This is a genomic window from Mesorhizobium sp. P2_D1 (genome assembly GCF_056404455.1).
Genome location: NZ_JBFUDZ010000020.1, coordinates 18,384 through 44,938, shown reverse-complemented (window position 1 = coordinate 44,938; position 26,555 = coordinate 18,384). Strand labels below are relative to the sequence as shown.

General features: G+C 63.1%; 23 protein-coding genes. 9 read left to right on the top strand and 14 right to left on the bottom strand.

Annotated elements, in window-relative coordinates; translation table 11 throughout:
- Nucleotides 1–4: 4 nt before the first annotated feature.
- The 4 genes from AC1D0I_RS16465 to AC1D0I_RS16450 are packed head-to-tail and all read right to left on the bottom strand — an operon-like array spanning nt 5 to nt 4,687.
- Nucleotides 5–250, bottom strand: coding sequence for a hypothetical protein (locus AC1D0I_RS16465; RefSeq protein WP_457153546.1), 246 nt, complete (start codon nt 248–250; stop codon nt 5–7).
- Nucleotides 251–252: 2 nt separating this feature from the next.
- Complete coding sequence (locus AC1D0I_RS16460; RefSeq protein ID WP_477396393.1) at nt 253–1,512, bottom strand: aminomethyl transferase family protein; 1,260 nt, start codon at nt 1,510–1,512, stop codon at nt 253–255.
- Between the two features lie 3 nt (nt 1,513–1,515).
- A complete protein-coding gene (locus AC1D0I_RS16455; protein WP_477396391.1) occupies nt 1,516–3,081 on the bottom strand; it encodes a phytoene desaturase family protein in 1,566 nt (521 codons plus the stop codon).
- Nucleotides 3,068–4,687, bottom strand: coding sequence for a phytoene desaturase family protein (locus AC1D0I_RS16450; RefSeq protein ID WP_477396390.1), 1,620 nt, complete (start codon nt 4,685–4,687; stop codon nt 3,068–3,070). The genes AC1D0I_RS16455 and AC1D0I_RS16450 overlap by 14 nt, the downstream gene beginning before the upstream one ends.
- A gap of 201 nt (nt 4,688–4,888) precedes the next feature.
- Here AC1D0I_RS16450 and AC1D0I_RS16445 point away from each other — a divergent pair, with 201 nt between their 5' ends.
- From AC1D0I_RS16445 to AC1D0I_RS16425, 5 genes are all read left to right on the top strand, one after another.
- Nucleotides 4,889–5,683 carry a class I SAM-dependent methyltransferase gene (locus AC1D0I_RS16445; RefSeq protein ID WP_477396388.1) on the top strand — a complete coding sequence of 265 codons (795 nt, stop codon included), beginning with the start codon at nt 4,889–4,891 and terminating at the stop codon, nt 5,681–5,683.
- A 6-nt stretch (nt 5,684–5,689) separates the two neighbouring features.
- The gene (gene betI / locus AC1D0I_RS16440) at nt 5,690–6,403 is read left to right on the top strand and encodes a transcriptional regulator BetI (protein WP_477396386.1); all 714 of its coding nucleotides are present in this window, start codon (nt 5,690–5,692) and stop codon (nt 6,401–6,403) included.
- Between the two features lie 22 nt (nt 6,404–6,425).
- Entirely contained in the window at nt 6,426–7,508 is a 1,083-nt protein-coding gene (locus AC1D0I_RS16435; RefSeq protein ID WP_095089274.1) for an ABC transporter substrate-binding protein, read from the top strand.
- A 115-nt stretch (nt 7,509–7,623) separates the two neighbouring features.
- Nucleotides 7,624–8,700, top strand: coding sequence for an extracellular solute-binding protein (locus AC1D0I_RS16430; RefSeq protein ID WP_477396384.1), 1,077 nt, complete (start codon nt 7,624–7,626; stop codon nt 8,698–8,700).
- On the top strand, nt 8,697–10,007 hold the full coding sequence (locus AC1D0I_RS16425) for a flavin monoamine oxidase family protein (protein ID WP_477396383.1): 1,311 nt from the start codon (nt 8,697–8,699) through the stop codon (nt 10,005–10,007). The genes AC1D0I_RS16430 and AC1D0I_RS16425 overlap by 4 nt, the downstream gene beginning before the upstream one ends.
- Here AC1D0I_RS16425 and AC1D0I_RS16420 read toward each other — a convergent pair.
- Genes AC1D0I_RS16420 through AC1D0I_RS16410 form a run of 3 tightly spaced genes read right to left on the bottom strand, consistent with a single transcriptional unit; the run spans nt 9,971 to nt 12,820 of the window.
- On the bottom strand, nt 9,971–11,044 hold the full coding sequence (locus AC1D0I_RS16420) for an ABC transporter ATP-binding protein (RefSeq protein ID WP_477396451.1): 1,074 nt from the start codon (nt 11,042–11,044) through the stop codon (nt 9,971–9,973). The two genes, AC1D0I_RS16425 and AC1D0I_RS16420, sit on opposite strands and share 37 nt — an antisense overlap.
- A gap of 37 nt (nt 11,045–11,081) precedes the next feature.
- Nucleotides 11,082–11,906, bottom strand: a complete 825-nt coding sequence (locus tag AC1D0I_RS16415) for an ABC transporter permease (protein WP_477396381.1) — start codon at nt 11,904–11,906, stop codon at nt 11,082–11,084.
- Nucleotides 11,903–12,820 carry an ABC transporter permease gene (locus AC1D0I_RS16410; RefSeq protein ID WP_095089267.1) on the bottom strand — a complete coding sequence of 306 codons (918 nt, stop codon included), beginning with the start codon at nt 12,818–12,820 and terminating at the stop codon, nt 11,903–11,905. The genes AC1D0I_RS16415 and AC1D0I_RS16410 overlap by 4 nt, the downstream gene beginning before the upstream one ends.
- A gap of 269 nt (nt 12,821–13,089) precedes the next feature.
- Here AC1D0I_RS16410 and AC1D0I_RS16405 point away from each other — a divergent pair, with 269 nt between their 5' ends.
- Nucleotides 13,090–14,508, top strand: a complete 1,419-nt coding sequence (locus AC1D0I_RS16405) for an aminotransferase (protein ID WP_477396379.1) — start codon at nt 13,090–13,092, stop codon at nt 14,506–14,508.
- 53 nt (nt 14,509–14,561) lie between these two features.
- On the opposite strand, the gene AC1D0I_RS16400 is transcribed toward AC1D0I_RS16405, so the two are convergent.
- Nucleotides 14,562–15,764 carry an aromatic ring-hydroxylating oxygenase subunit alpha gene (locus AC1D0I_RS16400; protein WP_477396377.1) on the bottom strand — a complete coding sequence of 401 codons (1,203 nt, stop codon included), beginning with the start codon at nt 15,762–15,764 and terminating at the stop codon, nt 14,562–14,564.
- A 499-nt stretch (nt 15,765–16,263) separates the two neighbouring features.
- Here AC1D0I_RS16400 and AC1D0I_RS16395 point away from each other — a divergent pair, with 499 nt between their 5' ends.
- On the top strand, nt 16,264–16,674 hold the full coding sequence (locus AC1D0I_RS16395) for a hypothetical protein (protein ID WP_477396375.1): 411 nt from the start codon (nt 16,264–16,266) through the stop codon (nt 16,672–16,674).
- A 125-nt stretch (nt 16,675–16,799) separates the two neighbouring features.
- Here AC1D0I_RS16395 and AC1D0I_RS16390 read toward each other — a convergent pair whose 3' ends face one another.
- Together AC1D0I_RS16390 and AC1D0I_RS16385 are read right to left on the bottom strand one after the other, a co-directional pair.
- Nucleotides 16,800–18,887 (bottom strand): PAS domain S-box protein, encoded by a 2,088-nt coding sequence (locus AC1D0I_RS16390; protein ID WP_477299899.1) that lies wholly within the window; start codon nt 18,885–18,887, stop codon nt 16,800–16,802.
- A gap of 76 nt (nt 18,888–18,963) precedes the next feature.
- Nucleotides 18,964–19,737, bottom strand: coding sequence for a response regulator (locus tag AC1D0I_RS16385; RefSeq protein ID WP_477396373.1), 774 nt, complete (start codon nt 19,735–19,737; stop codon nt 18,964–18,966).
- A 45-nt stretch (nt 19,738–19,782) separates the two neighbouring features.
- Here AC1D0I_RS16385 and AC1D0I_RS16380 point away from each other — a divergent pair, with 45 nt between their 5' ends.
- Nucleotides 19,783–20,469, top strand: a complete 687-nt coding sequence (locus tag AC1D0I_RS16380) for a winged helix-turn-helix domain-containing protein (RefSeq protein WP_457151571.1) — start codon at nt 19,783–19,785, stop codon at nt 20,467–20,469.
- Between the two features lie 70 nt (nt 20,470–20,539).
- Here AC1D0I_RS16380 and AC1D0I_RS16375 read toward each other — a convergent pair whose 3' ends face one another.
- Together AC1D0I_RS16375 and AC1D0I_RS16370 are read right to left on the bottom strand one after the other, a co-directional pair.
- Nucleotides 20,540–20,707 (bottom strand): hypothetical protein, encoded by a 168-nt coding sequence (locus tag AC1D0I_RS16375; protein ID WP_457151570.1) that lies wholly within the window; start codon nt 20,705–20,707, stop codon nt 20,540–20,542.
- Nucleotides 20,708–20,742: 35 nt separating this feature from the next.
- A complete protein-coding gene (locus AC1D0I_RS16370) occupies nt 20,743–21,183 on the bottom strand; it encodes a hypothetical protein (RefSeq protein WP_477396371.1) in 441 nt (146 codons plus the stop codon).
- Nucleotides 21,184–21,428: 245 nt separating this feature from the next.
- On the opposite strand from AC1D0I_RS16370, the gene AC1D0I_RS16365 reads away from it, so the two are divergent.
- The gene (locus tag AC1D0I_RS16365) at nt 21,429–21,890 is read left to right on the top strand and encodes a L,D-transpeptidase (RefSeq protein WP_095089260.1); all 462 of its coding nucleotides are present in this window, start codon (nt 21,429–21,431) and stop codon (nt 21,888–21,890) included.
- Between the two features lie 164 nt (nt 21,891–22,054).
- Here AC1D0I_RS16365 and AC1D0I_RS16360 read toward each other — a convergent pair whose 3' ends face one another.
- Together AC1D0I_RS16360 and AC1D0I_RS16355 are read right to left on the bottom strand one after the other, a co-directional pair.
- A complete protein-coding gene (locus AC1D0I_RS16360; RefSeq protein ID WP_477396369.1) occupies nt 22,055–25,138 on the bottom strand; it encodes an efflux RND transporter permease subunit in 3,084 nt (1,027 codons plus the stop codon).
- Nucleotides 25,135–26,487 (bottom strand): efflux RND transporter periplasmic adaptor subunit, encoded by a 1,353-nt coding sequence (locus AC1D0I_RS16355; protein ID WP_477396367.1) that lies wholly within the window; start codon nt 26,485–26,487, stop codon nt 25,135–25,137. Before AC1D0I_RS16355 ends, AC1D0I_RS16360 begins: the two co-directional genes overlap by 4 nt.
- Between the last annotated feature and the right edge of the window lie 68 nt (nt 26,488–26,555).

Genomic DNA, 26,555 nt, shown 5'->3' with positions numbered 1-26,555 from the left:
AGACCTATTCGAAACCCATGCGCTTGAGCCAGTCCTTGCCGACACCGCGATCGCGGATGATCGGCAGAGGATCTTCCGAATCGAGCCGCGCGCAGATGCGGTAGACTTCGAGCGTCTCGGCGCTCATCTCGCCGCCTTTGTAGAAGAACATGGCGGCGGCATAGCGTGTGCGGCCCGACCATTTCTCGCCGAGCGGCGTGTTGACCAACTCCCATTGCTCGGCGGCTTCGAGTTCGGCTTCGTCGGTCATGGTCAGAAATCCGCCGGCGGATTGGCGGTGCGGCGGTCGAGCTTGATGAAGGGCCGCGCCACCACCTTGGCCCGCTTCATCAGCTTCTGATACTGCAGCTCGCGCATGGCGTAGATCTCGACCCAGAGGTCCTCGACCATGGTGTCACCATACGGCCGCGCCAGCGAGGCGATGGCGATGTTGCGCTTGGCCATTGGCGACCACATGGCGGCGCTGACCAGGCCGACCTCCTGGCTTTTCTTGTGGTAGACGATGGCGTGTTCGGCGGGGATGTTGCCTTCGATCTCCAGCCCGACCAGCACATGGCGCAGCTTGCGTTTGGCGCGAGCCTCGAGGATGGCGCGGCGACCGTTGAAATGACCTTTCTCCAGATCGATCATGAAGCCGAGGCCGATCTCGTCCGGCATGCGCAGGCGATCGGCACGGATGGCGTGCTCGGCGGTGGTGAAATCCGCATTGGCGACGATCAATCCGGCTTCGAGCCGGGCGCGATTGAGCGCGGTGTAGCCGATGGCGCGGATACCGCGCAGTTGGCCGGCCGTCATCAAGCGGTCCCAAAGGCTGAGCGCCCTGTCGGCCGGGACGAACAGTTCGTAGCCGAGATCGCCGGTGAAGCCAGTGCGAGAAATGCCGACGGTGCCGCCATCATGCTGGAAATCGGCGAGGTCGAATATTTTCAGCTTCTCGACGCCGGTGAAGCCGGCATCACGCAGCACCGCAAACGAGGTCGGCCCTTGCAGCGCGAGCCCGGCTACAGCCTCTGTTTCCTCCGCGACGGTGACATCGAAGCCAATCGCGCTGTCGAGCAGCCATGGCAGATGCCGCTCCTGCGAACACAGCCGGAAGCGTGTCGGCGACAGCCGGAACAGCGTGCCGTCATCGAGGACGAAGCCCTCGTCGTCGCACCACGCCGTGTAGTGGACACGGCCCGGCCTGAGCTTGGCGACATCGCGCAAGGTGACGCGGTCGAGGAAGGCTTCGGCGTCCGGCCCTTCGATCCGGTACTTGGTCATCGGCGAAATGTCGAACAGGGCCGCCTGGCTGCGGATGGCGAAATATTCGAGTTCCTCGTCCCACAGCGAATGTGGCGCGCGGTAGCCGGCCCAATTGTACCAGTCCTGGGTCTTGGCCAGCGCGTCGATTCGCGGCTGGAACGGCGTGCCAAGCCGCAGCGTGCGGAAATGGTCCTGCGTGGCGATGCGGGCGGAAACAGCTGCGTTGACTGTCTTCGAGACGGGCTTCTTCCTGATTGCCTGGGCCATGGCTTACCCCTTCATCGCGATGATGCGCCGCGCGGCGTTGAGGCCGGGAGCGCCGGAGACGCCGCCGCCGGGATGCGAGCCGGCGCCCGCCAGGAACAGCCCTTCGAGCGGTGTGCCATAGCCCGACCAGCCGGACACCGGTCGCGAGATCAGCATCTGGTCGGCCTGCAATTCGCCGTGGTGCCAGTGGCCGCCCGGCATGCGGTAGCGCGCTTCGATGTCGGCCGGCGTCAGAAGCTCGGCGTGGACCACGCTTTTGCCGATGCCAGGCGCATAGGCTTCGAGCTGGGCCATGATCGCCTTGAGGAATTTCGGCTTGCCGGCATCCCAACCCTCTTTCAGCGCGTAGGGCGCGTATTGCACGACCGCCGACAGCACGCAGGCGCCGCTCGGCGCGAGCGACGGGTCGGCGAGGCTTGGCAGCGTGATCTCCATCACCGGCTCGGGTGAGAACTCGCCATATTTGGATGGGTTGAAGGCGCGCTCGACATGGTCGGGCGAGGGCGCGATCACCAGGCGGCCCTTGTGGCCGGCGGCATCGACTCCGGTGAATTGCGGCGGCCGGTCGAGCGCCAGATTGAGCTTGGCCGCATCGCCTTTCATGCGAATGTTTTTCACCTTGCGCACAAAGCCGGTATCGATCTCGCGCGGCCCGACAAGGTCGAGGAAGGTGGTCGCCGGATTGATGGCCGAGACGATCGTCCTGGCACGCAGCACCTCGCCAGTGTAGAGCGCAACACCGACTGCGCGGCCTTTCTCAACAATGATCTTCGCCACCGGCGTCGACGTGCGGATGGTAACGCCGGCCTTTTCCGCCGCGGCACGGATGGCAGCGGCAATCGCGCCCATGCCGCCTTGCGGAAGTATCTGCGCGCCGGCTGCACCGCCGGTCTCGCCGGCCAGCCGGTAGTAGAGGCCGAGCAATGATGTCGGCGAGCGGGGGCCGAGATGGCTGCCCAGCGTCGCATCGAAAGCGAGCAGGCCTTTTAGCCTGATATCAGCCAACTGCTCGTCGAGCAGGTCGGCAACATTCATCAGCAGCACGCGCAGGAAGTCGCGCATGTCTTCCTTGCCGAGCTTCTTCAGCGCCAGCGCGGCCTGGCCGAGGGACGCGGTCTCGATCAGTGACATACCGGCGAGATCGGGCGGGCGCCGGGAGAGGAACGGCTTCAATAGGCCGGCATAGCGCAGCAGCTGCGCGCGCAGCTCCTTCCAGGCCGACTGCTCGGACGAGCTGGCGCCTGTCAGCACCTCGCCATAGGCGCCATGCAAGACCAGCGGCGGGCCGTCCCTCGACAGCGCAACCGACGGCATGAAGTCGGCGCGCGCGAATTGCAGCCCGTGCTTGTCCAGGTCCAGCGCCTTGACCACATCCGGATGCAGCCGGTTCAGCAGATGGGCGACTGACGAGACACGAAAGCCCGGCGCGAATTCCTCGGTGCGCGCGGCGCCGCCGACTTCGCTTCCGGCTTCCAGCACCAGCACCTTGCGGCCGGCTTTCGCCAGCGCGGCCGCGGCGACGAGGCCGTTGTGGCCGCCGCCAATGACGATTGTCTCAGATGACGTCATGGGCAGCGCTCATATGCGAGGTGGATTTGGCGAGGTCGCGCAGGATTTCCGCCGCGGCGTTGCGGCCGGGCGCACCCATGACGCCGCCGCCGGGATGGGTCGAGGAACCGCACATATAGAGGCCGCCGACCGGCGAGCGGTATTGCGCGTAACCCGGCACGGGCCGGTTGAACAAAAGCTGGTCGAAGGTCAGTTCGCCCTGGAAGATGTTGCCTTCGGTGAGGCCGACCTCGGCTTCGATCTCGCGCGGCGTGCGCACCTCCATGTGGACGATGCGGTCGCGAAAGCCCGGCGAGTATTCCGCGATCTGCGAAATCACGCTCTCGGCAAAGCCGTCGCGGTCGGCGTCGGTCCACTCGGCTCCTGCTATCTTGGGGGGCGCGTATTGCACGAAGCAGCTCATGAAGTGCTTGCCGGCCGGCGCCATGGTCGGGTCGAGGGTCGTTGGAATGACCATGTCGAGGAACGGATCGGCCGACCAGCGCCCGGCCTTCCAGTCGTCATAGGCGCGCTCCATGCGCTCCATCGAATCGGTGAAATGCATGTCGCCGCGATAGACCGGCGAATCCTTCGGCAGCGCCGGGAATTCCGGCAGCGAGTCGAGAGCGATGTTGACCTTGCCGGACGAGCCGCGGATCTTGAAGTTCCTGACCCGGCGCAGGAAGACATCGGGCAGTTCCTTTTCCTCGACCAGCTTCAGGAAGGTGCGCTTCACGTCGGCATTGGAGACGACGAGCTTGCCATAAATCTCCTCGCCGCCGGCCAGCACCACGCCCTTGGCCTTGCCCCTCCCGACCAGCACATGGTCGACCTCGGCACCGGTGCGGATGGTGCCGCCCGACGCCTTGAACGACGCGGCCAGCGCCTTGGTGACCGCGCCCATGCCGCCGCGCGCATAACCCCAGGCGCCGACCGAGCCATCGACCTCGCCCATATAGTGATGCAGCAGCACATAGGCGGTGCCGGGCGACATCGGCCCGAGCGCGGTGCCGATGATGCCGGACAATGCGAAGTTCGCCTTGATGACGTCGGTCTCGAAATATTCGTCGAGAAACTCCGAGATCGACATGGTCCAGAAGCGCAGTGTCAGCGCCATTTCCTGCGCCGACAGGCCTGCGAATTTCTTGCCGAGATAGAGCAGTTCTCCGAGGTCGCGCGGCCGCAGGCTGGTCGGGTCGGGTGCGGTGCGCATCAGGAGCGGCTGGATGAAGCGGCACTGCCGCGTCACGTCGCGGGCGTAGCGGTCATAGGCTTCGGCATCGCGCTTCGAGAAGCGGGCGAACTCGCGCCGGTGGGCATCGTGGTCGCGGTAGTTGGCGAGGTAGTCACCGTCGCGCGTGAATACCGCGCCGCCCTCATAGGAGATGACCTGCAGGCCAAAGCGCGGCAGTTCGAGGTCGCGCATAATCTCGGGGCGAAACAGCGAGCAGACATAGGAGCAGTTGGAATAGAGGAAGCCCGGCGTCAATTCCCGGCTGGTGGCGGCACCGCCGACCCAGTCGTTCTTCTCGACCACCAGCACGTCGAGGCCGGCGCGCTGCAGATAGCAGGCGTTGACCAGCCCGTTGTGTCCGCCGCCGATGATGATCGCATCCCAAGCTTTCATTTTGGCCCAGTCTTCCCGTGCGACCCGCTCTTCATTTTTGCGTGATCTGTTCCCGAATGCGCGGAATTTGGCATGGCAGCCGCCATTTTGTCCAGCCATATTGAATGAATGTTCAACAAATGGTGTTGCGTTTTGCCCTGTATGCGCTACGCTTTGCCGGCAATCGAAAGTGCTCAAATCGGCTGACGGGGCCGAGGTGCGATGATCGAAACGGCAGCAGCCGAGCCTGAGTATGACGACACCGCCATTCGCTTCCTCGAGGCGCTGTGGGGCGATGGCTACCTGTCGCCCGGTGGGCCGGACGAGGTTGACCGGGTGGTCGAAGGGCTTTCGCTCAAAGGCAAGACGATCCTCGACATCGGCTGCGGCTCGGGCGGCATCACGCTGCACCTGGTCGAGCGCCATGGCGCTGCCCACGCCACCGGCTTCGATGTCGAACAGCCGGTGATCGAGACAGCCCGGCGCCGCGCCGGCGCGCGTGGGCTCGCGGATCGTGTCAGCTTCATCCAGGCGCCACCGGGCTCGCTGCCTTTCGCCAACCATTCCTTCGATGTCGTCTTCTCCAAGGATGCGCTGCTGCATGTGCCCGACAAGGATGGCCTGTTCGCCGAAATCTTCCGCGTACTGAAGCCGGGCGGTGTCTTTGCCGCCTCCAACTGGATGATCTCGCATGACGGCGAACCGTCGCCCGAGATGAAGGCCTACGTCGCTGCGGAGGGCCTGTCCTTCGCCATGGCATCGCCCTCCCGCTATGCGCAGGCGATGCGCCGCGCCGGCTTTGCCGATGTCACCGTCAGGGACCGCAATCCCTGGTACCGCGACGTCGCGCGTGGCGAGTTGGAAAGGCTGAAAGGACCGCTCTATCCGACTGTGGCCGCGGTGGTCGGCGCCGCCTATGTCGACAAGAACATACGAACCTGGGAAGCCATGCAGAAGGTGCTTGACAGTGGCGAACACCGTCCCACTCATCTTCGCGGTCGGAAGCCGGTTGGATAGCCGGCGATGCTGGAGACCATCAGACCCATGAAGACGGCAGACGCCAGGGAAACCCTCCTTGAACCAATGCGGAAAGCTGAATCCGAGAAGCGCGGACGCAAGGCCTCGAAGGAGGTCAGGCAGCTTCAGCTCATCGAGGCGACGATCGATTCACTGGCCAAGCGCGGCTATTCGGAGACGACGATGGCCGATGTCGCCGATGGCGCGGGCCTGTCGCGCGGCATCGTCAATTTCCATTTCGAGAGCAAGGAAAAGCTGCTCATCGCGACCTTGCAGCATATGTATGACGAGTACTCGGCGCATTGGCGCAATGCCCTGCAGAAGGCCGGCGATGATCCCGCCCGGCAACTCCAGGCGCTGGTCGCGGCCGATTTCGACCGTTCGATCTGCAACAAGCGCAAGCTCGCCGCCTGGTGCGCCTTCTGGGGCGAGGCCAAGTCGCGGCCGACCTATCAGGCGCTGAGCAGTGCCCGCGATGCCGTCTACCAAAACATCTTCATCGACCTTTGCGCGGCGCTGAAGCAGAGCGGCGACTATACCTATGAGCCGCAGGTCATGGCGCTGGCACTCAGTGCCATGACCGAAGGGTTGTGGCTGCGGTTGATGATGGGGACCGAGGACACCACCCGTGAAACCGCCTTGCAGGCGGCAAACGAATTCCTGTCGGCGGCATTCCCCAAACACTATCCGTGGAAGGCGGCCGGCGCGGCGAAACCATAAGAAAACCACAGAGGATGGAACAATGAAAACACTAACGAGACGCCTGACACTGACCCTGGTGCTGGCCGGAACGCTGGCGGCGTCGGCAGCCGCACTTGCGGTCGCCGCCGACAAGGACTTGATCGTGTTCGACTGGTCCGGCTACGAAGACCCCAGCTTCCATCCGAAATATGTCGAGAAGAACGGCGACTCGCCAACCTTCGCCTTCTTCGGCGACGAGGATGAGGCGTTCGAGAAGGTTCGCTCCGGCTTCAAGGCCGACCTCGGCCATCCCTGCTCGCAGAGCGTGGTGAAATGGCGCGAGGCGGGCCTCTTGCAGCCGCTCGACACGTCGAAGATCACGGGCTGGAAGGACCTCAATCCCGGCATCATGGCGATGAAGGATCTTGCCACCACGCCGGACGGCAAGGCGTGGTTCATGCCTTGGGATTGGGGCAACACCCAACTCACCTACAACACCTCCAAGATCGACGCCAAGGACGTGCAGTCGCTGAAGGCCTTCGCCGACCCCAAGTTCAAGGGACGGGTGTCGATCGGCGACAACGTCGACGACGCCTATGCGCTGGCTAGCCTCGCTATCGGCCTCAAGGACTGGACCAAGATGACCGATGACCAGTTCAAGCAGGCTTCGGATTTCCTGCGCCAGGTGCACAAGAACGTGCGCTCCTACTGGACCGACACCACCGACGTCGTGCAGCTGTTAAGCGGTGGCGAGGTCGACCTCGCCTGGGCATGGAATGACGCGACGGTGCAGTCGGTGGCGGCCGGCGTGCCGATCATGTCCAAGAAGGACACCGACGAAGGCATCTCGACCTGGGTCTGCGGCTACGTGCTGTTCAAGGACGCGCCCGACAATATCGACAAGGCCTATGACTATCTGAACGCCGTCAACGATCCGGAGACCGCCAAGGTGCTGGTCAAGGACTGGGGCTATGGCCAGGCCAATGCCAAGGGCATGGCTGGCGTCGATCAGGCGGTGCTGAAGGAAAAGGGTTATGACGACGTGCAGAAATTCGTCGACAAGACGCTGTTCCAGTCGCCGGTTCCTTCCGAACTCAAGCTCAAGATGATCGCCGAATTCGAGAAGATCAAAGCCGGCTATTGAGCCTGTCTCGCCGGTCCGTCCGCCCGTCGACATGGCGGGCGGACGGGCTCGCCAAAGAAGCCGAATTCTCCTAACGTCACAGCAACCTTTTTCGCGACGGGGGAGTTTTCGAGCCATGAAGTCAGTGCTACGCCGCCTTGCCCTTGCCACCGCGTGTTTGATCGGCGCAGGCTCCGTCCATGCCTTGGCGGAGGGTGGTGGCGACCTCGTAGTGTTCGACTGGTCGGGCTATGAAGATCCGCTGCTGCACCCCACCTACGCTGCCAAATACGGCGCCGAGCCGACCTTCGCTTTCTTTGGCGACGAGGACGAAGCTTTCGAGAAGATGCGGGCGGGCTTCACGGCCGATGTTGCCCACCCTTGTTCGCAAAGCGTGGTCAAGTGGCGCGAGGCCGACATGCTGCAGCCGCTCGACACCTCCAGGATCGCCGGCTGGAAGGACCTCAATCCCGGGATCATGGCGATGAAGGATCTCGCCACCACCGCCGACGGCAAGGCCTGGTTCATGCCGTTCGACTGGGGCAACACCTCGCTGCTCTACCGCACCGACAAGGTGACGGCCGAACAGGCGCAGTCGCTCAGGATTTTTGCCGATCCCAATTTCAAAGGCCGCGTCACCATCGGTGACAATGTCGACGACGCCTATGCGCTGGCGAGCCTCGTCATCGGCCTCAAGGACTGGACCAAGATGACCGATGCGCAGTTCCAGGAGGCATCCGCTTTCTTGCGCGACGTGCACAAGAACATCCGCTTCTACTGGACCGACGACACCGACCTCAACCAGGCCTTTATCGGCAACGAGGTCGACCTCGTCTGGGGCTGGAATGAGACCTTCGTGACGCTGAGGGGGCAAGGCATGCCGATCGCCATGAACCGCGACACCAAGGAAGGCATTTCGACCTGGGTGTGCGGCTATGTGCTGATGAAGGATGCGCCGGGCAAGCTCGACGAAGCCTATGATTTCTTGAACTCCGTCAATGCACCCGCCGTGTCGGACTACTTGGTCAAGACTTTCGGCTACGGCCATGGCAATGGCGCCGGCATGGCGGCGATCGACCACAAGGTGCTGGTCGACCGCGGCTTCGACAATCTCGACATATTCCTCGACAAGACGCTGTTCCAGCAGCCGGTGGCGCCGGAGCTCAAGCAGCGCATGGTCGCTGAGTTCGAGAAGATCAAGGCCGGCTATTGACGAGCGAACCGCAAAGAACCGACGTCGTCATCGTCGGTGCCGGCTTCACCGGCCTGTCGGCAGCGCTCGAGCTGAAGGCGGTCGGCATCGACTTCCGGCTGCTCGAAGCGCGTGACCGCGTCGGCGGGCGCGTCGAGTCCAGGCAGAATGGGCTTGGCGAGCGCGTCGACAGCGGCGGTCAGTTCCTGTGCGAGGACATGCCGGAGCTGATGGCCCTCGTCGCGGCGCGCGGCAAGACGCTGGTCGAGACTTATCTGGATGGCGACTTCGTCGCCCAACCGGCGATGTCTGCGAGGGAGGCGGAACGAACTTATGCCGGCTCGATGGCGATCCGCGACCGCATGAATGCGATCTCGCCTGATGATCCGGCAATTGCCGGCCTGACCGTAGCCACATGGCTCGCTGGCCAGAGCGATCCTGACGACGCCAAGGCGGTGTTCCGCTCGATGATCGAAGGCCTGTGGTGTCAGGCTCTGGAAAAGCTGCCGTTGTGGCACCTGATCGACAATGACCGGCGCATCACCAACGAGGTGACGGAGCTGCAGTATTTCGTGCGCGAAACCATGCATTCGCTGGCCGACGATCTGGCTCGCGATCTCGGCGACCGGCTGCGGTTGAGCAGAGCGGTTACGGGGATCGAACATGGGCCGGGAAGGGTCCGTCTCGCATCGGCGGCGGGCACCATCGAGGCGCGGACGGTGTTGATCGCCGTACCGCCGACGATGGCCGCGAAACTGGATTTTGCGCCGCCGCTGCCGGCTGGCCTGCAAAGAGCTCTGGCGGTCTGGCAAAGCGGGGCGGTGATCAAGGTGCTGGTGCGCTTTCCCACCGCCTTCTGGCGCGACCACGGCCTGAGCGGCATGGTGATGTGGCGCGACCTGCCGGGGCTTTTTGCCTGTGATGTCAGCAAGGACGACGATGACGCCGCGCTGGTGGTCTTCGTCGGCGGGCCGCTCGCCTTGCGCTGGCGCGAACTCGGCGATGGGGCACTGCGCGCCGAAATAGCGAAAAGGCTGGTGGAGGCTTTGGGGCCCGAGGCGGCCGGCATCCTCGATCTCAGCTATCGCGACTGGACGGATGACCGCTGGAGCGGCGGCGCCTACGGCGATCTCATCATCGATGCGACGGCAACCGACGCCGAGCGCACAATCCTGGCCGGCGCTGCGCCGGTGTATTTCGCCAGTTCAGAACTGTCGCCGTCATTTCCGGGCTATGTCGAAGGCGCCATCGTTGCCGGGCGCATCGCGGCGGGCAAGATCATGGCCGATCTTCAATCGGCCATCGCCACCAGCGCCTCGGGATCGTAGGCGAGGCGGATCGAGGTGCCGACGGGGATGTCGTCGGCGCCGAAATCGTTGGTCTCGGTCACCGACAGCGGCTTTTCCAGGCCCGGTATCTCGACGATCAAATGGGTGATCTCGCCGAAATAGTGGCGTTCGACGACTTTGCCTGCGACCTCGAACTTGGCCGTCGCGTTATCCCACAGCACGCGCAGGCGTTCCGGCCTGATGCCGAGCGTGGCTGCGCCACCATTGCGCACGAAGGCCTTGGGCTTGTCGGTCTTGACGCGGCCGAAGCCCAGCGTGTCGACAACCAATGACGCGGCATTCTCCTCGACGATCTCAGCCTTGACGAAGTTCATGCCGCCGAGGAAGTCGGCGACCTGGCGATTGACCGGCCGCTGGTAGATTTCCTTGGGCGAGGCGACCTGCGCGATTTTGCCGCCGAACATCACGGCGATGCGGTCGGACATGGCGAGCGCCTCATACTGGTCGTGGGTGACCAGCACGAAGGTGATGCCGACAGCCTGCTGCAGGCGGCGCAACTCGACCTGCATCTGCTCGCGCAGTTTCTTGTCGAGCGCCGACAGCGGTTCGTCGAGCAGCAGCACCTTGGGCCGCATGACCAGCGCACGGGCGAGCGCCACGCGCTGCCGCTGGCCGCCGGAAAGCTCGGTTGCCAGACGCTTGCCGAGGCCGGTCAGCGACACCTGCGCCAGCGCTTCCTCGACGCGGCGTTTCTCCTCGCCGCCCTGCAGCTTGAGCCGCTTCAGCCCATAGGCAACGTTCTGCTCGACATTGAGATGCGGGAAGATCGCATAGCTCTGGAAGACCATATTGGTCGGCCGGCGATTGGCCGGGATGCCTTCCATCGGCTGGCCGCCGACCGAGATCGAGCCGCTGGTCGGATTGTCGAAGCCGGCGATCATGCGCAGCAGCGTGGTCTTGCCGCAGCCGGATGGACCGAGCAGCGAAAAGAATTCGCCCTCTTTGATGGTCAAGGAGGCGTCGTCGAGCGCCTTGAACGCACCATAGCTGCGGGTGATGTTGCGGATCTCGATCATTGGCCTATCGGACTGGGAGCGCTCGACTTGCGGCTGCTCAGGCATAGAGGCCTCCCTCGTTCTGGGTGCGTCTGGCGGCGCGGCGACGCAGGATTTCGGCAACTGTCATCAGCAGGAAGGAGGCAACCAGCAACAACGTGCCGAGCGCCAGCACACCGGGCAATTTCGCCGCGAAACGCAACTGGCCCCAGATGTAGATCGGCAGCGTCGCCTCTGTCCCGGTGAGGAAGAAGGCGATGATGAACTCATCCAACGAGATGGTGAAGCAGACCAGCAGGCTGGAGATGATGGCCGGCGCCACCATCGGCAGCGTCACCCGCCGGAACGTTCCGAAGGCGCTTTCGCCGAGATCGGCGGAGGCTTCCTCCAGGCTACGGTCGAAGCCTTCGAAGCCGGAGGTCAGCACCGTCATCGAATAGGGGATGCAGACCAGGACATGGCCGAGCACGACGGTGAACAGCGACAGGCTCAAGCCGAGCTGCAGCATCACCAGCAACATCGAGATGGCGACGATGACTTCCGGCAGAACCAGCGGCGCCATGATCAGGCCGTTGATGGTGCGGCGGCCGGGATAGCGGTAGCGGGTGATCGAACGGGCGGCGAGGATGCCAAGCACCGTGGAGAGAACCGCGGCCGACACGCCGACGATCAGGCTGTTCCAGGCGGCGTCGAGCAAAGCCGGGGTGCGGGGCAGGTCCTCGTACCAATGCAAGGTGAAGCCGGAGAGCGGGAACTTCGGCGTCGCCGCCGTGTTGACCGAGAAGATCGGCAGGAAAATTACCGGCAGGTAGAGAAACACGACGTAGAGAAACGCGTAGGCCGGCAGCCAGCCGCCGGACAGGAAACGCCGCACCGTCGTCATCGCGCCAGCCTCTGCAGAGCGCGGATGATGAGCACCGTGGCGCCCGCCATCAGCGTCACGATCAGCATGGTGGTGACAGACAGGGCCGCGCCCAGCGGCCAGTTTGAGGCCTTGCCGAACTGCGCCTGGATGGCATTGGCGATCATGACGCCGTCCTTGCCGCCGACAAGCTTCGGTGTGACATAGTCGCCGACGGTCGGGATCATGACGATCAAGGCCGCAGAAATCACGCCTGGCGCCGACAGCGGCAAGGTCACGCGCAAGAATGAGCGCAGTGGGCCGTCGCCGAGATCGGTGGCTGCCTCGACCAGCGTGCGGTCGACCTTTTCCAGTGAGACGAAGATTGGCAGTATCGCGAAGGCCGCCCAGGCATGGGTGAGCGTGATGATGACGGCGCTTGAGTTGTAGAGCAGGGCGGTCGACGGTTCGTCGATGATACCGAGACCCATCAAGCCGGAATTCAGGACGCCGTTGTAGCCGAGGATAACCTTCCACGACATGACGCGCAGGAGATAGCTGGTCCAGAACGGGATGGTGATGAGGAACAGCCACAGGCTCTTGTGGCGACCGCCGTGGAACGAAATGAAGTAGGCGATCGGATAGGCCAGGATGACCGTGAACAGACTGACCGTCAGCGAGATGTAGAGCGAACGCCATAACAGATCGCGGTAGATCGGCTCGGTCAGCGCGATGCGGTAGTTTTCCAGCGTGAAAGTGCGGTCGATGGTCAGGTAGTTCTGCGTCCAGAAGGAGTGCGCAATGACCACCAGGATCGGCAGGACGAGAAGGATGAGCGCGTAGAGAAAGGTCGGGCTGATCAGGGCAAGGCCCTGTACGGGTTCGGATTGCAGAAGGGCATTTCGTCTGGCCCGCGTCATGCGCCACGGGGGCGACCCTTCCGCCGCCGCCGTCATTGCAGGGCTCCGGGTGTGATCTCGGTTGCTGGCCTGGACTGTCCCGCCATACGGCATCCCATTGTGCTGGCGCCGGCGCCTGTTCCCAATTTTGTTTTGGCTTGCCGGCTTTCTTGATCATGCGCGCATCGGCGGATTGAAATCAAGCGCTATTTCTGCAATATTGATTGAACGGACATTCAAAATGAAGTGAAGAACGCCGCCATTTCCGGCATTTGACGCTGAATTTCATGCCGAGAAAAATTGGACGAGATGATGTGGAGGCTATTGTGGCTGCTGTGAGAGATTTGAGGGCTAGCAATACGGCTGATGTCGGCGATGACGATGCCGTCGAGCTGGCCAAGCGCCATCTCATCCAGCCCTGGCCCTATGCCGGTTCTGTCGGTGCCGAAGCGCGCACGCTGATCGGCGAAGGCGACGGCATCTACATCACCGACAGCACCGGCAAGCGGCTGATCGACGGGCCTGCCGGCATGTGGTGCGTCAATGTCGGCCACCGCCGCGAGGAACTCGCCAGGGTGATGTACGACCAGGCGATGGCGCTGTCCTACAACACGCCGTGGTACACGATGAACGCGCCGTCGGCGGAACTTGCCCAGCGCATCGCCGGCCATGCGCCAGGCGATCTCAGCCATGTCTTCTACACCACCGGCGGCTCTTCGGCCGTCGAGACGGCGCTGCGCTTCATGCAGTTCTACAACAATGTGCGCGGCCGGCCGGAAAAGAAGCTGATCCTGAGCCGGGGCGGCGCCTACCATGGCTCGACCTATCTGTCGGCCTCGCTGAATGGCCGACCGCGCGACCACGACTGGATGGACGGCGCCGACGAGCTGGTGATCAAGCTGTCTTCGCCCGATCCGTTCCGCCGCCCGCACGGTATGAGCCTTGCCGCTTTCACCGATTTCCTGGTCGATCAGTTCCGCGACACGGTAGCCCGAGTCGGCGCTGAGAAGATCGGCGCCTTCGTCGGCGAGCCGGTGCAGGCGTCCGGCGGCGTCGTCGTGCCGCCCGACGGCTACCTCAAGCGCATCCGCGAGATCTGCCGCGACAACGACATCCTCTATGTCTCCGACGAGGTGGTGACTGCCTTCGGCCGGCTTGGCCATGTCTTTGCCTCGGGCGACATGTTCGGCATCGATCCCGACATGATCACCTTCGCCAAGGGGGTCACCTCGGGCTATTTCCCGCTCGGCGGTGTCATCATCTCGGAGCGGCTGCTGGAAGAATTGCGCCGGTCGAACCATCCCGACGCGATCTTCGGCCACGGCCTGACCTACACCAGCCATCCCGTCGGTTGCGCCGTGGCGCTGAAAAACCTCGACCTGCTGGAAGAGAGCGTGCTTGCCCATACGCAGGACGTCGCGCCCTATTTCCAGGCGCAGCTGAAGACACTGGAAGAGCTGCCGCTGGTCGGCGAGGTGCGTGGCCTCGGGCTGATGGGCTGCGTCGAATGCGTGGCCGACCGCGAAAGCAAGAACCCGCTGCAGCTCGACAAGAATGTCGGCAAGCGCATCGATGCCCATTGCCATGAACTCGGCCTGCTGGTCCGTCCGCTAATCAACATGTGCGTGATGTCGCCGCCGCTGGTCATCACGCGCGAGCAGATCGACGACATGGTCGGCATCTTGCGCGAGGGCATTTCGCGCACGATGGATGATCTGACGAAAGAAGGCGTGTGGCGGGGGTGAATTCTCCCTTCTCCCCGTAGCACGGGGAGAAGGCCTCTGATCGCCGTCTGCCCTTAAGACCGCGACCTGAGCGCGTCGTTCAGATTCCACATGTCCTTCTCCTCGGGCGCGGTTTCCAGGCCGAGCACCGGCAGCATCTTGCGCAGGTGGTCATGATGGGTGCGCACGCCATATTCGAGGTCGGAGAGATAAAAGCCCTCGAAGGCCTCGGACAGCATGGATTCGTTCGACCATACCGAAAGCTGGACGTCCTCCGACATGGTGTCGCGATCGATGCGGAAGGAGAGGTAGCGGGCCGCGGCCTGCTCGCGGCTCTCGTCGCGGTAGCGGTAGATGGCGCCGCGCAGCAGGGTCTGCCCGGTCGACAGCGGAAACTCCTGATAGAACTGCACCGATTCCGGCATCACCGAAATGACCGCATTGGGGAAGATGCCGTAATAGACCCAGGCCTTCTTCAGATAGTCGGGCAGATGCGTCGGCTCGGGCGCGATCTTGACATAGTTCTTGACGCTCCAGCGGCGGCCGGCATGCGGATTGTAGGTGGCAAAGGAGCGTGACACGCCGTTGATGAACGGCTCGTCGAAATAGGTGGCGCCATAGAGATCCTGCAGCGCGGGATGCGCCATGGCGACGTGATAGCCCTCATTGTCGACATCGCGCACCGACTTCCAGTTGACCGGCGTCTTCTGGGTCCAGATGCCCCAGGAGGGCACCATGTCGGCGGCCTTGTAATGCGCGAATTCCGGCTCGATCGGCTTCATCAACTCGGCGACCGAAGGCTGCGGCCCACCATTGCGGAAACGGATGAAGATGAAACCCATCCAGATTTCCAGATCGAGCGGCATCAAGCCGAATTCGGTCTTGTCGAGATCGGGAAAGGAGCGCGGGCGCGCGGCACCGCGCAGCGTGCCGTCGAGATTGTAGACCCAGCCATGGAACGGGCACACCAGCGCATTCTTGCAATTGCCCTGGCTGTCGGCGACGACGCGGCTGCCGCGGTGGCGGCACATGTTGTTGAAGCCGCGCACGACGTCGTCCTTGCCGCGCACGATCAAGGCGCGCTCGCCGACCACATCCATGGTCAGGTAGTCGCCGGCATTCGGGATGTCCGAGACATGACCGACGATCTGCCAGTGGTTGCGGAAGACGTGCTCCTTCTCGAGTTCCAGAAGGGCATCGGAATGGTAACTCCAGCCCGGCAGTCCCCGCCGGTCCCAATCGTTGGGGATCGCCACGTCGCGGAGGTGCGGGTTCATAAAACGTCTCTTCTTTTTGTTGAATGCTCATTCAATAAAAGCATATTTTTCATTGAAATGCAATGGTTTGTAGGAATCTGGCAATTTCTGGGACGGAATCCTTATGTCGTCTGGAGCCAAAATCTCCGCGGCTGTCGGCCCGGAAAATCCCGGAGAATCCGGGTGTTAGTCACGATTTCAAGGGCGCTGTCCCGACACAATTTTGCGAGGCGAACGGGCGAAGGACGAAGCGCCTCTGCGCGGGCGGGGAAGGGCTTGCCGGTCGCCGCTTTGGGCCGCGCCGCGGCTGCGCTTTGGCCAGTGCAAATTGGGGTCGGAATCGGGCGAAGCCCCATTCTTCGAGAGGATGTGGATACCGCTGTGACCGGTTTTGCCCGATTTTGCCCGAAACACTGTTTCAGGCCGGTTACATTGTCAGACTTGCGCCACCCTAGCCCGGTTACAAAGTGCGGCTAAGTTCGTTTCATCACCAAAAAGAAACTCAGCGAAGGGAACGGCGATGTATGCGAAAGTCAACACGACCCGTGGCGAGCACCTCCTCCAGGCTCCAGAGCGCGATGACCGCCGTCCGAAACTGGCGCTGCGCCAGCAGGCCAGCGACCATCCCATGGCGATGTTCATTCTGCTGGCTGCTTGCGCCTTCATCGGCATGGCGTTCGCGCCGACAGTCGGGCCGGCCTTCGCCTCGTTGAATCCGCCAGCCAACCTCGTCGACGGCGCGCAGACGACGACCAGGACCGCGCGCCTGCCGATGCCGACGATCGACTTCGCCTGCAAGGGTCAGGCCTGGGGCGCCGAGAGCATGGATTGCCTGCGCGCCATCGCCGAGCAGTCAGGAGCGCACAAGATCCGCGCGATCCGCATGATCGCCAATGCTGCGCCGTTGACCAGCACGCCGAACGTTTTCTGATTTTTGTCAAAGCCTGATCCCGAAACCGGTTCCCTCGTTGGGATCATGCTCTGACCTCCCCCGAGCGCTCCCTCCAGCGCGCTCTTCTTCGGCCCCCTGCCACGAGCCCGGCTGGGGGCCTCTTTTTATCCTTTCAATGCCGCCTGTTCGGCAATGGCGGACAGCACGCTGCGTACATCCAAAGTGCTGAACGGCTTTTCCAGGATCTGCGGCCGCTGCTGCGCCGGCAAGGCCTCGATTTCGGCTTTCGCGCCGATCAGGTCGCCGGTGACCAGCACGAAACGCTGCGCCAGGTCGGGCCTTTCGACAAGCAACTCGCGATAGATCGATATGCCACTGATGCCGGGCATTCGCAGGTCCGAAAAGACGATATCGGGCGGCATGTGGCCGCCCAAGGTGATGGTGCCTGATTCCCAGACGGGTGCAATTCGCGACTTGATGCCCATCAATTCGAGGATGTCGGAGAGCGAGCCGGCGACATCCGGCTCGTCGTCGATAATCAAGGCATGACGCAAGCCGCTCGAGCGCGGTTGGTTCTCGCCGGCGCTGGCGGCGCCGGCCGCAATGGCGGGCAGCTGGACCACGAAGCGTGCTCCCCTCGGTATCACTTCCTCGAACCAGACATTGCCATTGTGCCGCTCGATGATCGATTTCGAGATCGACAGGCCGATGCCGGTGCCGACGCCGACCGGCTTGGTGGTAAAATAGGATTCGAAGATGCGGCCGCGGATCGCTTCCGGCACGCCGGGGCCATTGTCCTCGACCGAGAAGCCGGGGTTGCCCCGATCACTGCGGAACGTCCGTACCTTGATCAGCCGGTCGCCGGCAATGCCGGCCAATGCATGCTGGCTGTTGATGAGGAAGTTGGCCGCCACCTGCGTCACGTGGTCGGCGTCGGCCATGGCCAGCAGCGGGCCGGCGGCGAAATCGGTGTCGATGATGATGCCGCTTGATCGCGCGCCGTAGGCGGTCACCTCGAGGGCAGCGCGGATCACCTGGTTGAGGTCGGTCTCGGCCTGGGCTGCAGGATGAAGGCGGACCATCGACAGGAAGCTCTTGACGATGCGGCCGCAACGCTCGGCGGCGGCACGCACCTTCTCGGCACGTACCTTGGTCTGCGGATCGGAGGCGAATTCGTGCAGCAGCGTCGATTGCGCCACCACCACGGCCAGTGGGTTGTTGAGTTCGTGAGAGACGCCGGCCAGCAACGAACCCATCGCCGCCATCTTCTCGTTCTGGTGTAGCTTCTCGCGCTGGCGACCGATCTCCTCCTCGGCGCGTAGCCTGTCGCGCAAATCGCGGATCGAACCGAAGATCAGTCGGCGATCGGCGACCCGCATCTCGGTCGCCGTCAGCTCGATCGGAAACACCTCGCCGGCCGCATTCTGCGTCACGGTCTCTAGCCGCTGGCCAACCATAGGCGCGCCGCGGCCGGACATATAGTCGGCGCCCGAAGAATAGCCCTTGCGGTAGTATTCGGGCACGACGGTGTCGAGCAGGTCCTTGCCGAGGATGTCGCTGCGCTGGAAGCCGAACATCTTTTCGGCGGCAGGGTTGAATTCGATGATCGACCCGGCCTCGTCGATGACGATGATGGCGTCGAGCGAGGCCTGCAGCATGGTGCGGCGAATGACTTCGCTGGCATGGGCGTCGGAGGGCGATCGCTCGATGGCGTCGCCGATGGCGAGCGCGATGATGTGCAGCGTCGCCTCTTCCTCGTCGGTCCACTCGCGCTCGTCGACGCAGTCATTGACCGCCAGCGTGCCCCACAGATGGCCATGCGCGAAGACCGACACCGACAGGAACGACTTGATGTTCTGCTTTTCGAAGTCGGTTCTCAGGAAGCCTTCGAGATCGCGCGTGTGACCGGCGAAGATCTTGCCTTGCCGCTCATCCTCGGCCACCCGCTCCAGCAGCGGATCCGAATTGACGACCGACTGCATGATGACGGTTGGCGATGCCAGTTCTCCGCCGAAGTCGGGGTCGATCCAATAGGCGGCGACCGACTGGGCGAAGCCCTGGCCGGGCAGCTCGCGCAAGCGAAACAGGATGCCGCGCTGGCATTCTATGGCCCGGCAGAGCGTTTCGAGGATGCCCTCCATCTCGCGCTGCCAGTCGCCGGCCTCGCGCAGACGGCGAACGACGCGCACGGCCGCCATCGCCGCGCCCTGCCTGAGCCCTTGCATATCCGTGTTTGCTGCTTCAGCGGTCATCTTCTGCCGTCATTCCAGGGCCAGTTCGATCGGCGAGCGACGGCTGCGAGCCTGACCCTTCTTTGGGGTCGGGTGCTCAGTTGCCGTCGCCGGTCGGCAGCGAAAAGATATAGCCTTCGCCGCGCACCGTGCGCAGAAATTTCGGATTGGCCGGATCCGTCTCGATCTTCTTGCGCAGCCGCATGATGCGGATGTCGACCGCGCGCGACGAGTCCGGGTCTTCGGTGAAGCCGATCGCCTCGGAGATCGCGGCGCGGGTCAGCAGCCGGTTGGCGCGGGTCAGGAAAACCTCCAGCACGTCGAACTCGCTCTTGGCCATGTCGATCACCGAGCCATTGGCGCCGGTGACCAGCCTACCATCGAGATCGGCCTGGAAAGGGCCAAAGGCAACGGAACGGCGATCCGTCGCGGCCTTCTTGCCCTGAAGCTCCTGCGGCTGAGGAACCCGGCGCAGCACGCTACGGACCCTTGCCAGCACTTCGCGCAATTCGTAGGGCTTGACGATGTAGTCGTCGGCGCCGAGTTCCAGCCCGACGATGCGGTCGAGCGCGGTGCCGGCGGCGGTCGCGTAGATGATACCGATCGGCAGCCGCGAACGCAGCCAGCGACCGAGCGAGAGGCCATCCTCGCCCGGCATGGCGATGTCGAGGATGGCGAGGTGGAACGACTGGGTTTCAACAAGGCTGCGCGCGGCGGCCGCACTTTCGGCGGTGACCACGTCATAGCCGGCGGCGCCGAGATATTCGGCAACCGCGTCCCTCAGATCGGGCTCATCCTCGACGATGACAATTCTTGCCCRCACGATGCTCTCGCTCCCACTTTCAGTGGAAAGTAGATTGGGTATAAACATGATGTCCAGCACTCATATCTAGTTGCCAAGGAACGGTTGGAAAATATGGCCGCACGATCCGTCATTGCGCTCGTTTCGGTCGCCGAAGTGGTCGCGACCGAACTCGCCGACCATCTCGAGCGGCGTGGCCACGATGTGCATCAGGCGCGGCAGCCATGGGAGGCTGAGTCGCTGCTGTCGGGAAAGGGCATCGACGTCGTCGTCATCGGCGACAGCGTCAGCCAGGCGGAGGGGCGGGATCTGCTCAAGCGCCATGGTGGCGAGGGCGGACCGGATTTCATCTTGATCTGCCGGCCGGCAGATCTCGTCGACAAGGTGCTGGCGCTCGAGCTTGGTGCGGCCGACGTCGTCGAGAGCCCACTCAATGTCAGGGAACTCGCCGCCCGTGTCGGAGGCTTGCTTTCGCGACGCGGCAGGGGCACGCAGGAACTGATCGTGCTGGAGAACGCGACCGTCGATCTGAGATCGGCCATGGTCATGCATCGGTCCGGCACGGAAGAGCAGCTTTCGCCCGGTCAGGTGGCGCTGCTCAGGCTGTTCCTGGCCAGTCCGCGCAAGGTGCTGACGCGTGACGATATCATTGCCGCGGCACCTGCCGAAAACGCCGACGCCTTCGATCGCTCGATCGATTCGCGCATCGTGCGGCTGCGCCGCAAGCTCGACACCGACACCATCACCACCATTCGCGGCGCCGGCTATCGGTTTGATCCGCCGCAGCAATTCGTCGACTGACGGCTGGGCACTGACGCCATCTCTTGGTTCGAGCATCGGAGTTTCCACCTGGATCCGATGCTCCTGACGATCAGCGCACCACCAGCAGCGAGGGACCCGATGGGATGTCATTGCCCATGCTGAGCTCGCTCGCATGGGCGCGGTCCCTGAGCAGCACGGTGGCAACGGCGGCAAAGCCCAGCAGGCCCTGTGCGTAAAGCAGTGCAGAAAGCACCGAAGCGGCGAATTTCGTGTTCATCGTATCAGTTCCCCATATGTGTGTTGCAGGTCACTTCAGGATACTCCCGAAGTGCCCGCGCCGCTCACGGAGCCCCCCGCTGCGGCGCGGGCCTTCGGTCCTCTCGGCAGCAAGTTGCCGGAGGGGCCGCGCATTCCCGTCAGCTTAAGACCGACCCGCCAGAGGGCCTTGAGCCGAACGACGCGCAGGCTGGAAACAATCCAGACCGTGGCAAAAAACAGTGCGGCATGCAGGGTCGAAATCTCGCCCGACGTCATCGCGCCGAGATTTGTCAACGAGTTGCCGGCAACCGTGCCGACGCCGCCGATGACCACTGCCGCGATGCTGATCCTGAGAACCCAGGACAGTGCGTTCGATTTCGTTTCCATTTTCGTACCGGCTGTTTTCGTTACGTCAACTTTGCTTGCGGCCGGTATCCGGATCATGCCGCTTGGAGTCGCGCTTTGTTGCCGCTTGGTTTCGAGATCGAAGATCATTGTTTCATATACAGAAATTCGCACCTTCGTTTAGAGGCAAATACCCATGTTTGTGATCTGAGCCCCGTCAGCAAGCAGTGTCTGTCCCCCATTCTCGGCTGCGTCAGCGGCGTTTCTTGTTAACCAGAGGAAACAGATTCGAAACAAAAACGAGCATTTCACGAAATCTCCCCGAAACATGCCATTGGGATAAGCAGCCATCGAATTGGAGCCGGCCAAGTCCGGCAGAGAGAGGGGATACCATCATGCACACCGCCATTTCCGCCAAGCTCATCAACGTCGCCGCCGCCGCCCTGACCGGTGCGGCACTGCTGTTCGGCGCAGGCTCGGGCGCAGCGCACGCCGCCAACAAGATCGTGGCGCGCGTCTCGCTTTCACAGCAGGTCATGGAAGTCTCGGTCGACGGCCGGCCGGCCTTCGCCTGGAAGGTTTCCACCGGCGACGGAGCCCATGTGACGCCGACCGGCTCGTTCAAGCCGACACGCATGCATGAGATGTGGTATTCGAAGAAGTACGACAACGCGCCGATGCCGCACTCGGTCTTCTTCAGCGGCGGCTATGCGGTGCATGCCACCAACGCGATCAAGCGCCTCGGCCAGCCGGCTTCGCATGGCTGCGTGCGGCTGCATCCCGACAACGCCGCCGATTTCTATCAGCTCGTCGAAATGTTCGGGCCGACCAACACCAGCATCGTCATCGTCAAGTAGCAGGCTGTGAAACGGGGCAGGCCAACCGCGGCGTCCTCGTTCAAGGCTCCCGCAGGAAAGTTTGCGCGGTATCGAGTACAGCTCAAACCGGCGGTATCGAGCCCAGCCAAAAAAAGAGGCCGGAATTTTCCGGCCTCTTTTTTTGTTGTCATCCTGTTTTTGCTTCAGTTCGGTAGTGCCGGCATCAGCTTGGGATCCGGCTTCTCGGCCAGATGCGGCAGGTCCTTGCTGGCGATGAAAGTGTAGAACATGGGCACGACGAAGAGCGTGAACATGGTGCCGACCAGGATGCCGGTGAAGATGACCAGGCCCATCGAATAGCGCGCGGCGGCGCCCGCACCGCTGGACGTGATCAGCGGCACCACGCCAAGCGCCATCGCCGCCGTCGTCATCAGGATCGGGCGCAGGCGGACCTTGGCCGAGGCGATAATGGCGTCACGCCGCCGCATGCCATGGATTTCACGCTGCTGGTTGGCGAACTCGACCAGAAGGATGCCGTGCTTGGTGATCAGGCCGATCAGCGTGATCAGGCCGACCTGCGTATAGATGTTGAGCGTGCCGAGGCCCAGATTGAGCGGCACGATGGCGCCGAAGATCGACAGCGGCACCGCCATCATGATGATCAGCGGGTCGCGGAAGCTTTCGAATTGCGCCGCCAGCACTAGATAGATGACGATGACGGCCGCCGCAAAGGCGATCAGGATGGTATTGCCCTGTTCTTTCTCCTGCCTGGACTGGCCGGAGTAATCGATGAAGAAACTATCGGGCAAGTTCTCCCTGGCGATGTCCTCCAGTGCCTTCAGCCCGTCGCCGGTGGTGACGCCGGGCAGTGGAAGCGCGGAAATCGTCGCCGAATTCAGCTGGTTGAACTGCTCGATGGCCGCCGGCGCGGCATTGGTCGAAATCTTCACCACCGCCGACAGCGGCACCATTTCGCCAGTAACGCTGCGTACGAAGTATTGGCCGAGTTTTTCGGGGTTGTCGCGGAACTCCTGCGGCACCTGCGGGATGATGTCGTAGCTGTTGGAGTCGCGATCGAATTGCGCCACTTCGGCACCGCCGACCAGCAGCGTCAACGTCCGGCCGATATCGGCGATCGGCAGGTTGAGGGCCGCGGCGCGGTCGCGATCGATGGTCACCGTCACCTGCGGTGCGTCATAGGCCATCGAATTCTGCACGACGATGAAGCGGCCGGAGGCTTGCGCCTTGTTCTTGATCTTCTCCGCCACATCGTACACTTCCGAGGAATCGCCGGTCGATCGCACCACCATGGCGATGGGCAGGCCGCCGCCGGAGCCCGGCAGCGTCGGTGGCGCAAAGACGAAGGCCTGTACACCCGCCACCTTGGCGAGACGGGCCGTAATGTCGGCCTGCAATTCCTTGGAATTGCGTTTGCGCTCAGCCCAGTCCTTGAAGGCAAAGCCGACGAAGGCGCTGTTTGTCTCACCGCCGAAGGCGACGGCGGAGAACTGCGCCCGCGTCTCGGGAATATCCCTCACCAGGCCGAGCATCTGGTTGACGTATGTCTCGGTGTAGTCGGACGTCGCATAGCGTGGCGCCGTCACAATCGAGAGCAGAAAGCCCTGGTCCTCTTCCGGCGCCAGTTCGCTCGAGGTCTTGGTGAACATGAAGCCGGTGACGCCGACAAGCGCCAGCACAATGATCAGCGTCAGCGGGCGATAGTTCAACGAACCGGTGACGGCCCTCTCGTAGACGTGTTCGACCCGCGCGAAGGTGCCGTCGACAATGCGCTGGAAACGGCCCGGTGTGCTGGACTTCAAGAGGCGCGCCGACATCATCGGGGTGATGGTGACGGCGATGACACCTGACAGCACCACCGAGCCAGCGAGCGTGACCGCGAATTCGCGGAACAGCGCGCCGGTCAGGCCGCCGGTGAAGGCCAGCGGCGCGAACACGGCGGCCAGCGTCATCGTCATGGCGACAATGGCCGACGCGATTTCGCGCATGCCGCTGAACGCCGCCTGCATCGGCGACATGTGATCTTCTTCCATGTGGCGGTGGATGTTTTCGACCACCACGATGGCGTCATCGACGACGAGGCCGATTGCCAGCACCATGGCCAGCAGGGAGAGGAGGTTGATCGAATAGCCCACCGCAAACAAAAGGAAGCAGACGCCGATCAGCGACAGCGGGATGGTGACGATTGGCATCATCACCGAACGGAAAGAGCCAAGGAACAAAAGGATGACGACGATGACGATGGCAACCGCCTCGGCGATGGTCTTGAACACCTCTTCAATCGAGGCGCTGATCTGCCCGGTCGCATCGTAGACGACCTCGATGGTCATGCCTTTCGGCAGTGTTTCCTGAATCTGCGGTACCAGCTTGGTAAGCGCCGCCGCCGTGGTCAGCGGGTTGGCCGCGGGTGTCGGGAAGATGGCAAGGAAGGTGCCGGGCTTGCCGTTGAAGCTGACCCTGGTGTCGGTGTTCTCGGCGCCGAGTTCGACGCGAGCTACGTCGCGCAGCCGCACCACGTTGCCGTCGGTCGAGCGCAGCGGCAGCGCGGCGAACGCTTCCGGCGTCTGCAGTGTCGAGCGCACTGTGATCGACGAGACCACATACTCGTTCTGCGTATTGCCCGGCGCCGACAGGAAGTTGGAATTATCGATCGCCTCCAGAACTTCGGCGGCAGTCACGCCGCGCGCGGCAAGCTTGACCGGGTCGATCCAGACGCGCATCGAGTATTCCTGGGCGCCGAAGATCTGCACGTCGGCGACGCCTTCGACCGTCGACATGCGTGGCCGAATGACGCGCTCGATATACTCCGTCAGCTGCTCCTTCGTCATGTTCGGATTCTGCATCGAGATGTACATCATCGCGAACTGCTGGCCGGTGCCCTTGACGATGACGGGGTCCTTGGAGGCGTCCGGCAAGGTGCCGCGCACGCCCTGGACCTTGGACAGCACTTCGGTCAGTGCCACGTCGGGGTTGGAGCCAAGCTTCATCTGCACCGTCACGGTGCTGGAAGACGGACGGCTCGACGAGGTGACGTAGTCGATGTTCTCGGTCGAGGCCACGGCGCGGGCGATCGGAGCGGAAATGAAGCCCTGGATCAGGTCGGCACTGGCGCCGGGATAGGCCGTCGTGATGGTGATCGCCGTCTCGTCGACCTTCGGATATTGCCGGATCGACAGGTTGAAGATGCCCTGGAAACCCAGCAGCAGGATCATGCAGGCAAGGACCGTCGAAAGGACAGGCCGGCGAATGAAGATATCGGAAAAGCTCATTGCGGGTCGGCCTGCTTGTTCGCCGATTTGGTCGGGTCGATAGTGTTGTCGACCGCGACGGACATGCCATTGAAGAGCCGGTTCTGACCGGCGGTGACGACTTCGTCTCCAGCCTTCAACCCCTCGACGATCTCGACCATGCCCTCGTTGCGACGACCGGGCTTGACGAAGACCTGCGACAGCACCAACGCGGGCTTGTCAGCTTCCGCCGCCGGCTTGGCCGGATCGGCAGCCTTGTCCGCTGGCTTTGCCGCATCGGCGGCAGGCTTGGTTGCATCTGCCGCCGGCTTCATCGCGTCAGCCGGTTTGGTATCCGCGGGCTCTTTGTCTGCGGGCTGGGCGTCCGCCGGTTTGTCGGTTGCCGACGCGGCGGGCTTTTCTTCCGGCTTGGCTGCCTGCGCTGGGGGCGCTTCGGCGGGCTTCGCCGGCTGTACGACGAATATATAGTCGCCATAGAGACTGGTGGTCAGCGCCGTCTGCGGCAGCGCCAGCACATTCTGCTCTTCGGGCAGTTCGACACGGACCTGCACGAACTGGCCCGGGGTCAGCTTGCCTTCAGGATTGGCGACTTCCGCCCTGATATTCACCAACCGGCTGGATGGGTCGATTTTCGGGTCGATGCCGCGAATGGTACCGGCATAGGGCATCTCGCCGCCGCCGATGCCCAGCCGCACCGTCTGGCCGATCTTGAGTAGCGGGAGCTGTTGTTCGGGAACCGAGAAATCGACCCGCATCGTGTCCAGATCCTGCAACGTCACCACTACGGTGCCAGGCGCCAGGTACTGGCCGAGGTCGATTCTCGGAATGCCGACCGTGCCGCTGAAAGGCGCCGTCAGCTGCTTTTGGTCGAGCACCGCCTGCAGTTTGTTCACTTGCGCGGCGGTTGCCGATGCGGTTGCCCGCGCCGTGTCGAGCGTAGCGTCCGCATTGACGCCGCGCCTCTGCAGTTCAATGGCGCGCGTCAGCGCCATCTGGACGACCGCGACTTGCGCCTTCGTCGCTTCCAGATCGGCGCGCTCGACCGCACCGTCGAGTTGCAGCAGGACCGCGCCTTCCGCAACCTTCTGGTTGGCGTGAAACAGGATTTCCTTGACGATACCGGTGGTTTCAACCGTCAGATCGACACCGCGCACAGCCCTGACCGTACCGATAGCCTCGACGCCCGGCGTCCAGGTCGACGGCTTGGCGATGGTCGTCGACACTGTCGCCGCCGGCGGCTTCATCGTAGCGAAATACTGCTTGATGCCGTTGTCGCGCAGGAAGTTGAAGCCCACAATGCCACCGACCACGACGAAGAGGACGAGCAGAACCAGGGCGATGATGACGATACGAAGGATACGCTTGAACAAGGAAGTCCCCTCAGCCGAAATCCGGCGCAAAGCGCGGACATCGGGACACATATCGACTGCGGGTCCCG

Bases quoted from the DNA above. Each gene is read 5' to 3' on its own strand.
- AC1D0I_RS16465 (WP_457153546.1), bottom strand. From the start codon at position 250: ATGACCGACGAAGCCGAACTCGAAGCCGCCGAGCAATGGGAGTTGGTC.
- AC1D0I_RS16460 (WP_477396393.1), bottom strand. From the start codon at position 1,512: ATGGCCCAGGCAATCAGGAAGAAGCCCGTCTCGAAGACAGTCAACGCA.
- AC1D0I_RS16455 (WP_477396391.1), bottom strand. From the start codon at position 3,081: ATGACGTCATCTGAGACAATCGTCATTGGCGGCGGCCACAACGGCCTC.
- AC1D0I_RS16450 (WP_477396390.1), bottom strand. From the start codon at position 4,687: ATGAAAGCTTGGGATGCGATCATCATCGGCGGCGGACACAACGGGCTG.
- AC1D0I_RS16445 (WP_477396388.1), top strand. From the start codon at position 4,889: ATGATCGAAACGGCAGCAGCCGAGCCTGAGTATGACGACACCGCCATT.
- betI (WP_477396386.1), top strand. From the start codon at position 5,690: ATGCTGGAGACCATCAGACCCATGAAGACGGCAGACGCCAGGGAAACC.
- AC1D0I_RS16435 (WP_095089274.1), top strand. From the start codon at position 6,426: ATGAAAACACTAACGAGACGCCTGACACTGACCCTGGTGCTGGCCGGA.
- AC1D0I_RS16430 (WP_477396384.1), top strand. From the start codon at position 7,624: ATGAAGTCAGTGCTACGCCGCCTTGCCCTTGCCACCGCGTGTTTGATC.
- AC1D0I_RS16420 (WP_477396451.1), bottom strand. From the start codon at position 11,044: ATGATCGAGATCCGCAACATCACCCGCAGCTATGGTGCGTTCAAGGCG.
- AC1D0I_RS16415 (WP_477396381.1), bottom strand. From the start codon at position 11,906: ATGACGACGGTGCGGCGTTTCCTGTCCGGCGGCTGGCTGCCGGCCTAC.
- AC1D0I_RS16410 (WP_095089267.1), bottom strand. From the start codon at position 12,820: ATGACGGCGGCGGCGGAAGGGTCGCCCCCGTGGCGCATGACGCGGGCC.
- AC1D0I_RS16400 (WP_477396377.1), bottom strand. From the start codon at position 15,764: ATGAACCCGCACCTCCGCGACGTGGCGATCCCCAACGATTGGGACCGG.
- AC1D0I_RS16395 (WP_477396375.1), top strand. From the start codon at position 16,264: ATGTATGCGAAAGTCAACACGACCCGTGGCGAGCACCTCCTCCAGGCT.
- AC1D0I_RS16390 (WP_477299899.1), bottom strand. From the start codon at position 18,887: ATGACCGCTGAAGCAGCAAACACGGATATGCAAGGGCTCAGGCAGGGC.
- AC1D0I_RS16380 (WP_457151571.1), top strand. From the start codon at position 19,783: ATGGCCGCACGATCCGTCATTGCGCTCGTTTCGGTCGCCGAAGTGGTC.
- AC1D0I_RS16375 (WP_457151570.1), bottom strand. From the start codon at position 20,707: ATGAACACGAAATTCGCCGCTTCGGTGCTTTCTGCACTGCTTTACGCA.
- AC1D0I_RS16370 (WP_477396371.1), bottom strand. From the start codon at position 21,183: ATGATCTTCGATCTCGAAACCAAGCGGCAACAAAGCGCGACTCCAAGC.
- AC1D0I_RS16365 (WP_095089260.1), top strand. From the start codon at position 21,429: ATGCACACCGCCATTTCCGCCAAGCTCATCAACGTCGCCGCCGCCGCC.
- AC1D0I_RS16360 (WP_477396369.1), bottom strand. From the start codon at position 25,138: ATGAGCTTTTCCGATATCTTCATTCGCCGGCCTGTCCTTTCGACGGTC.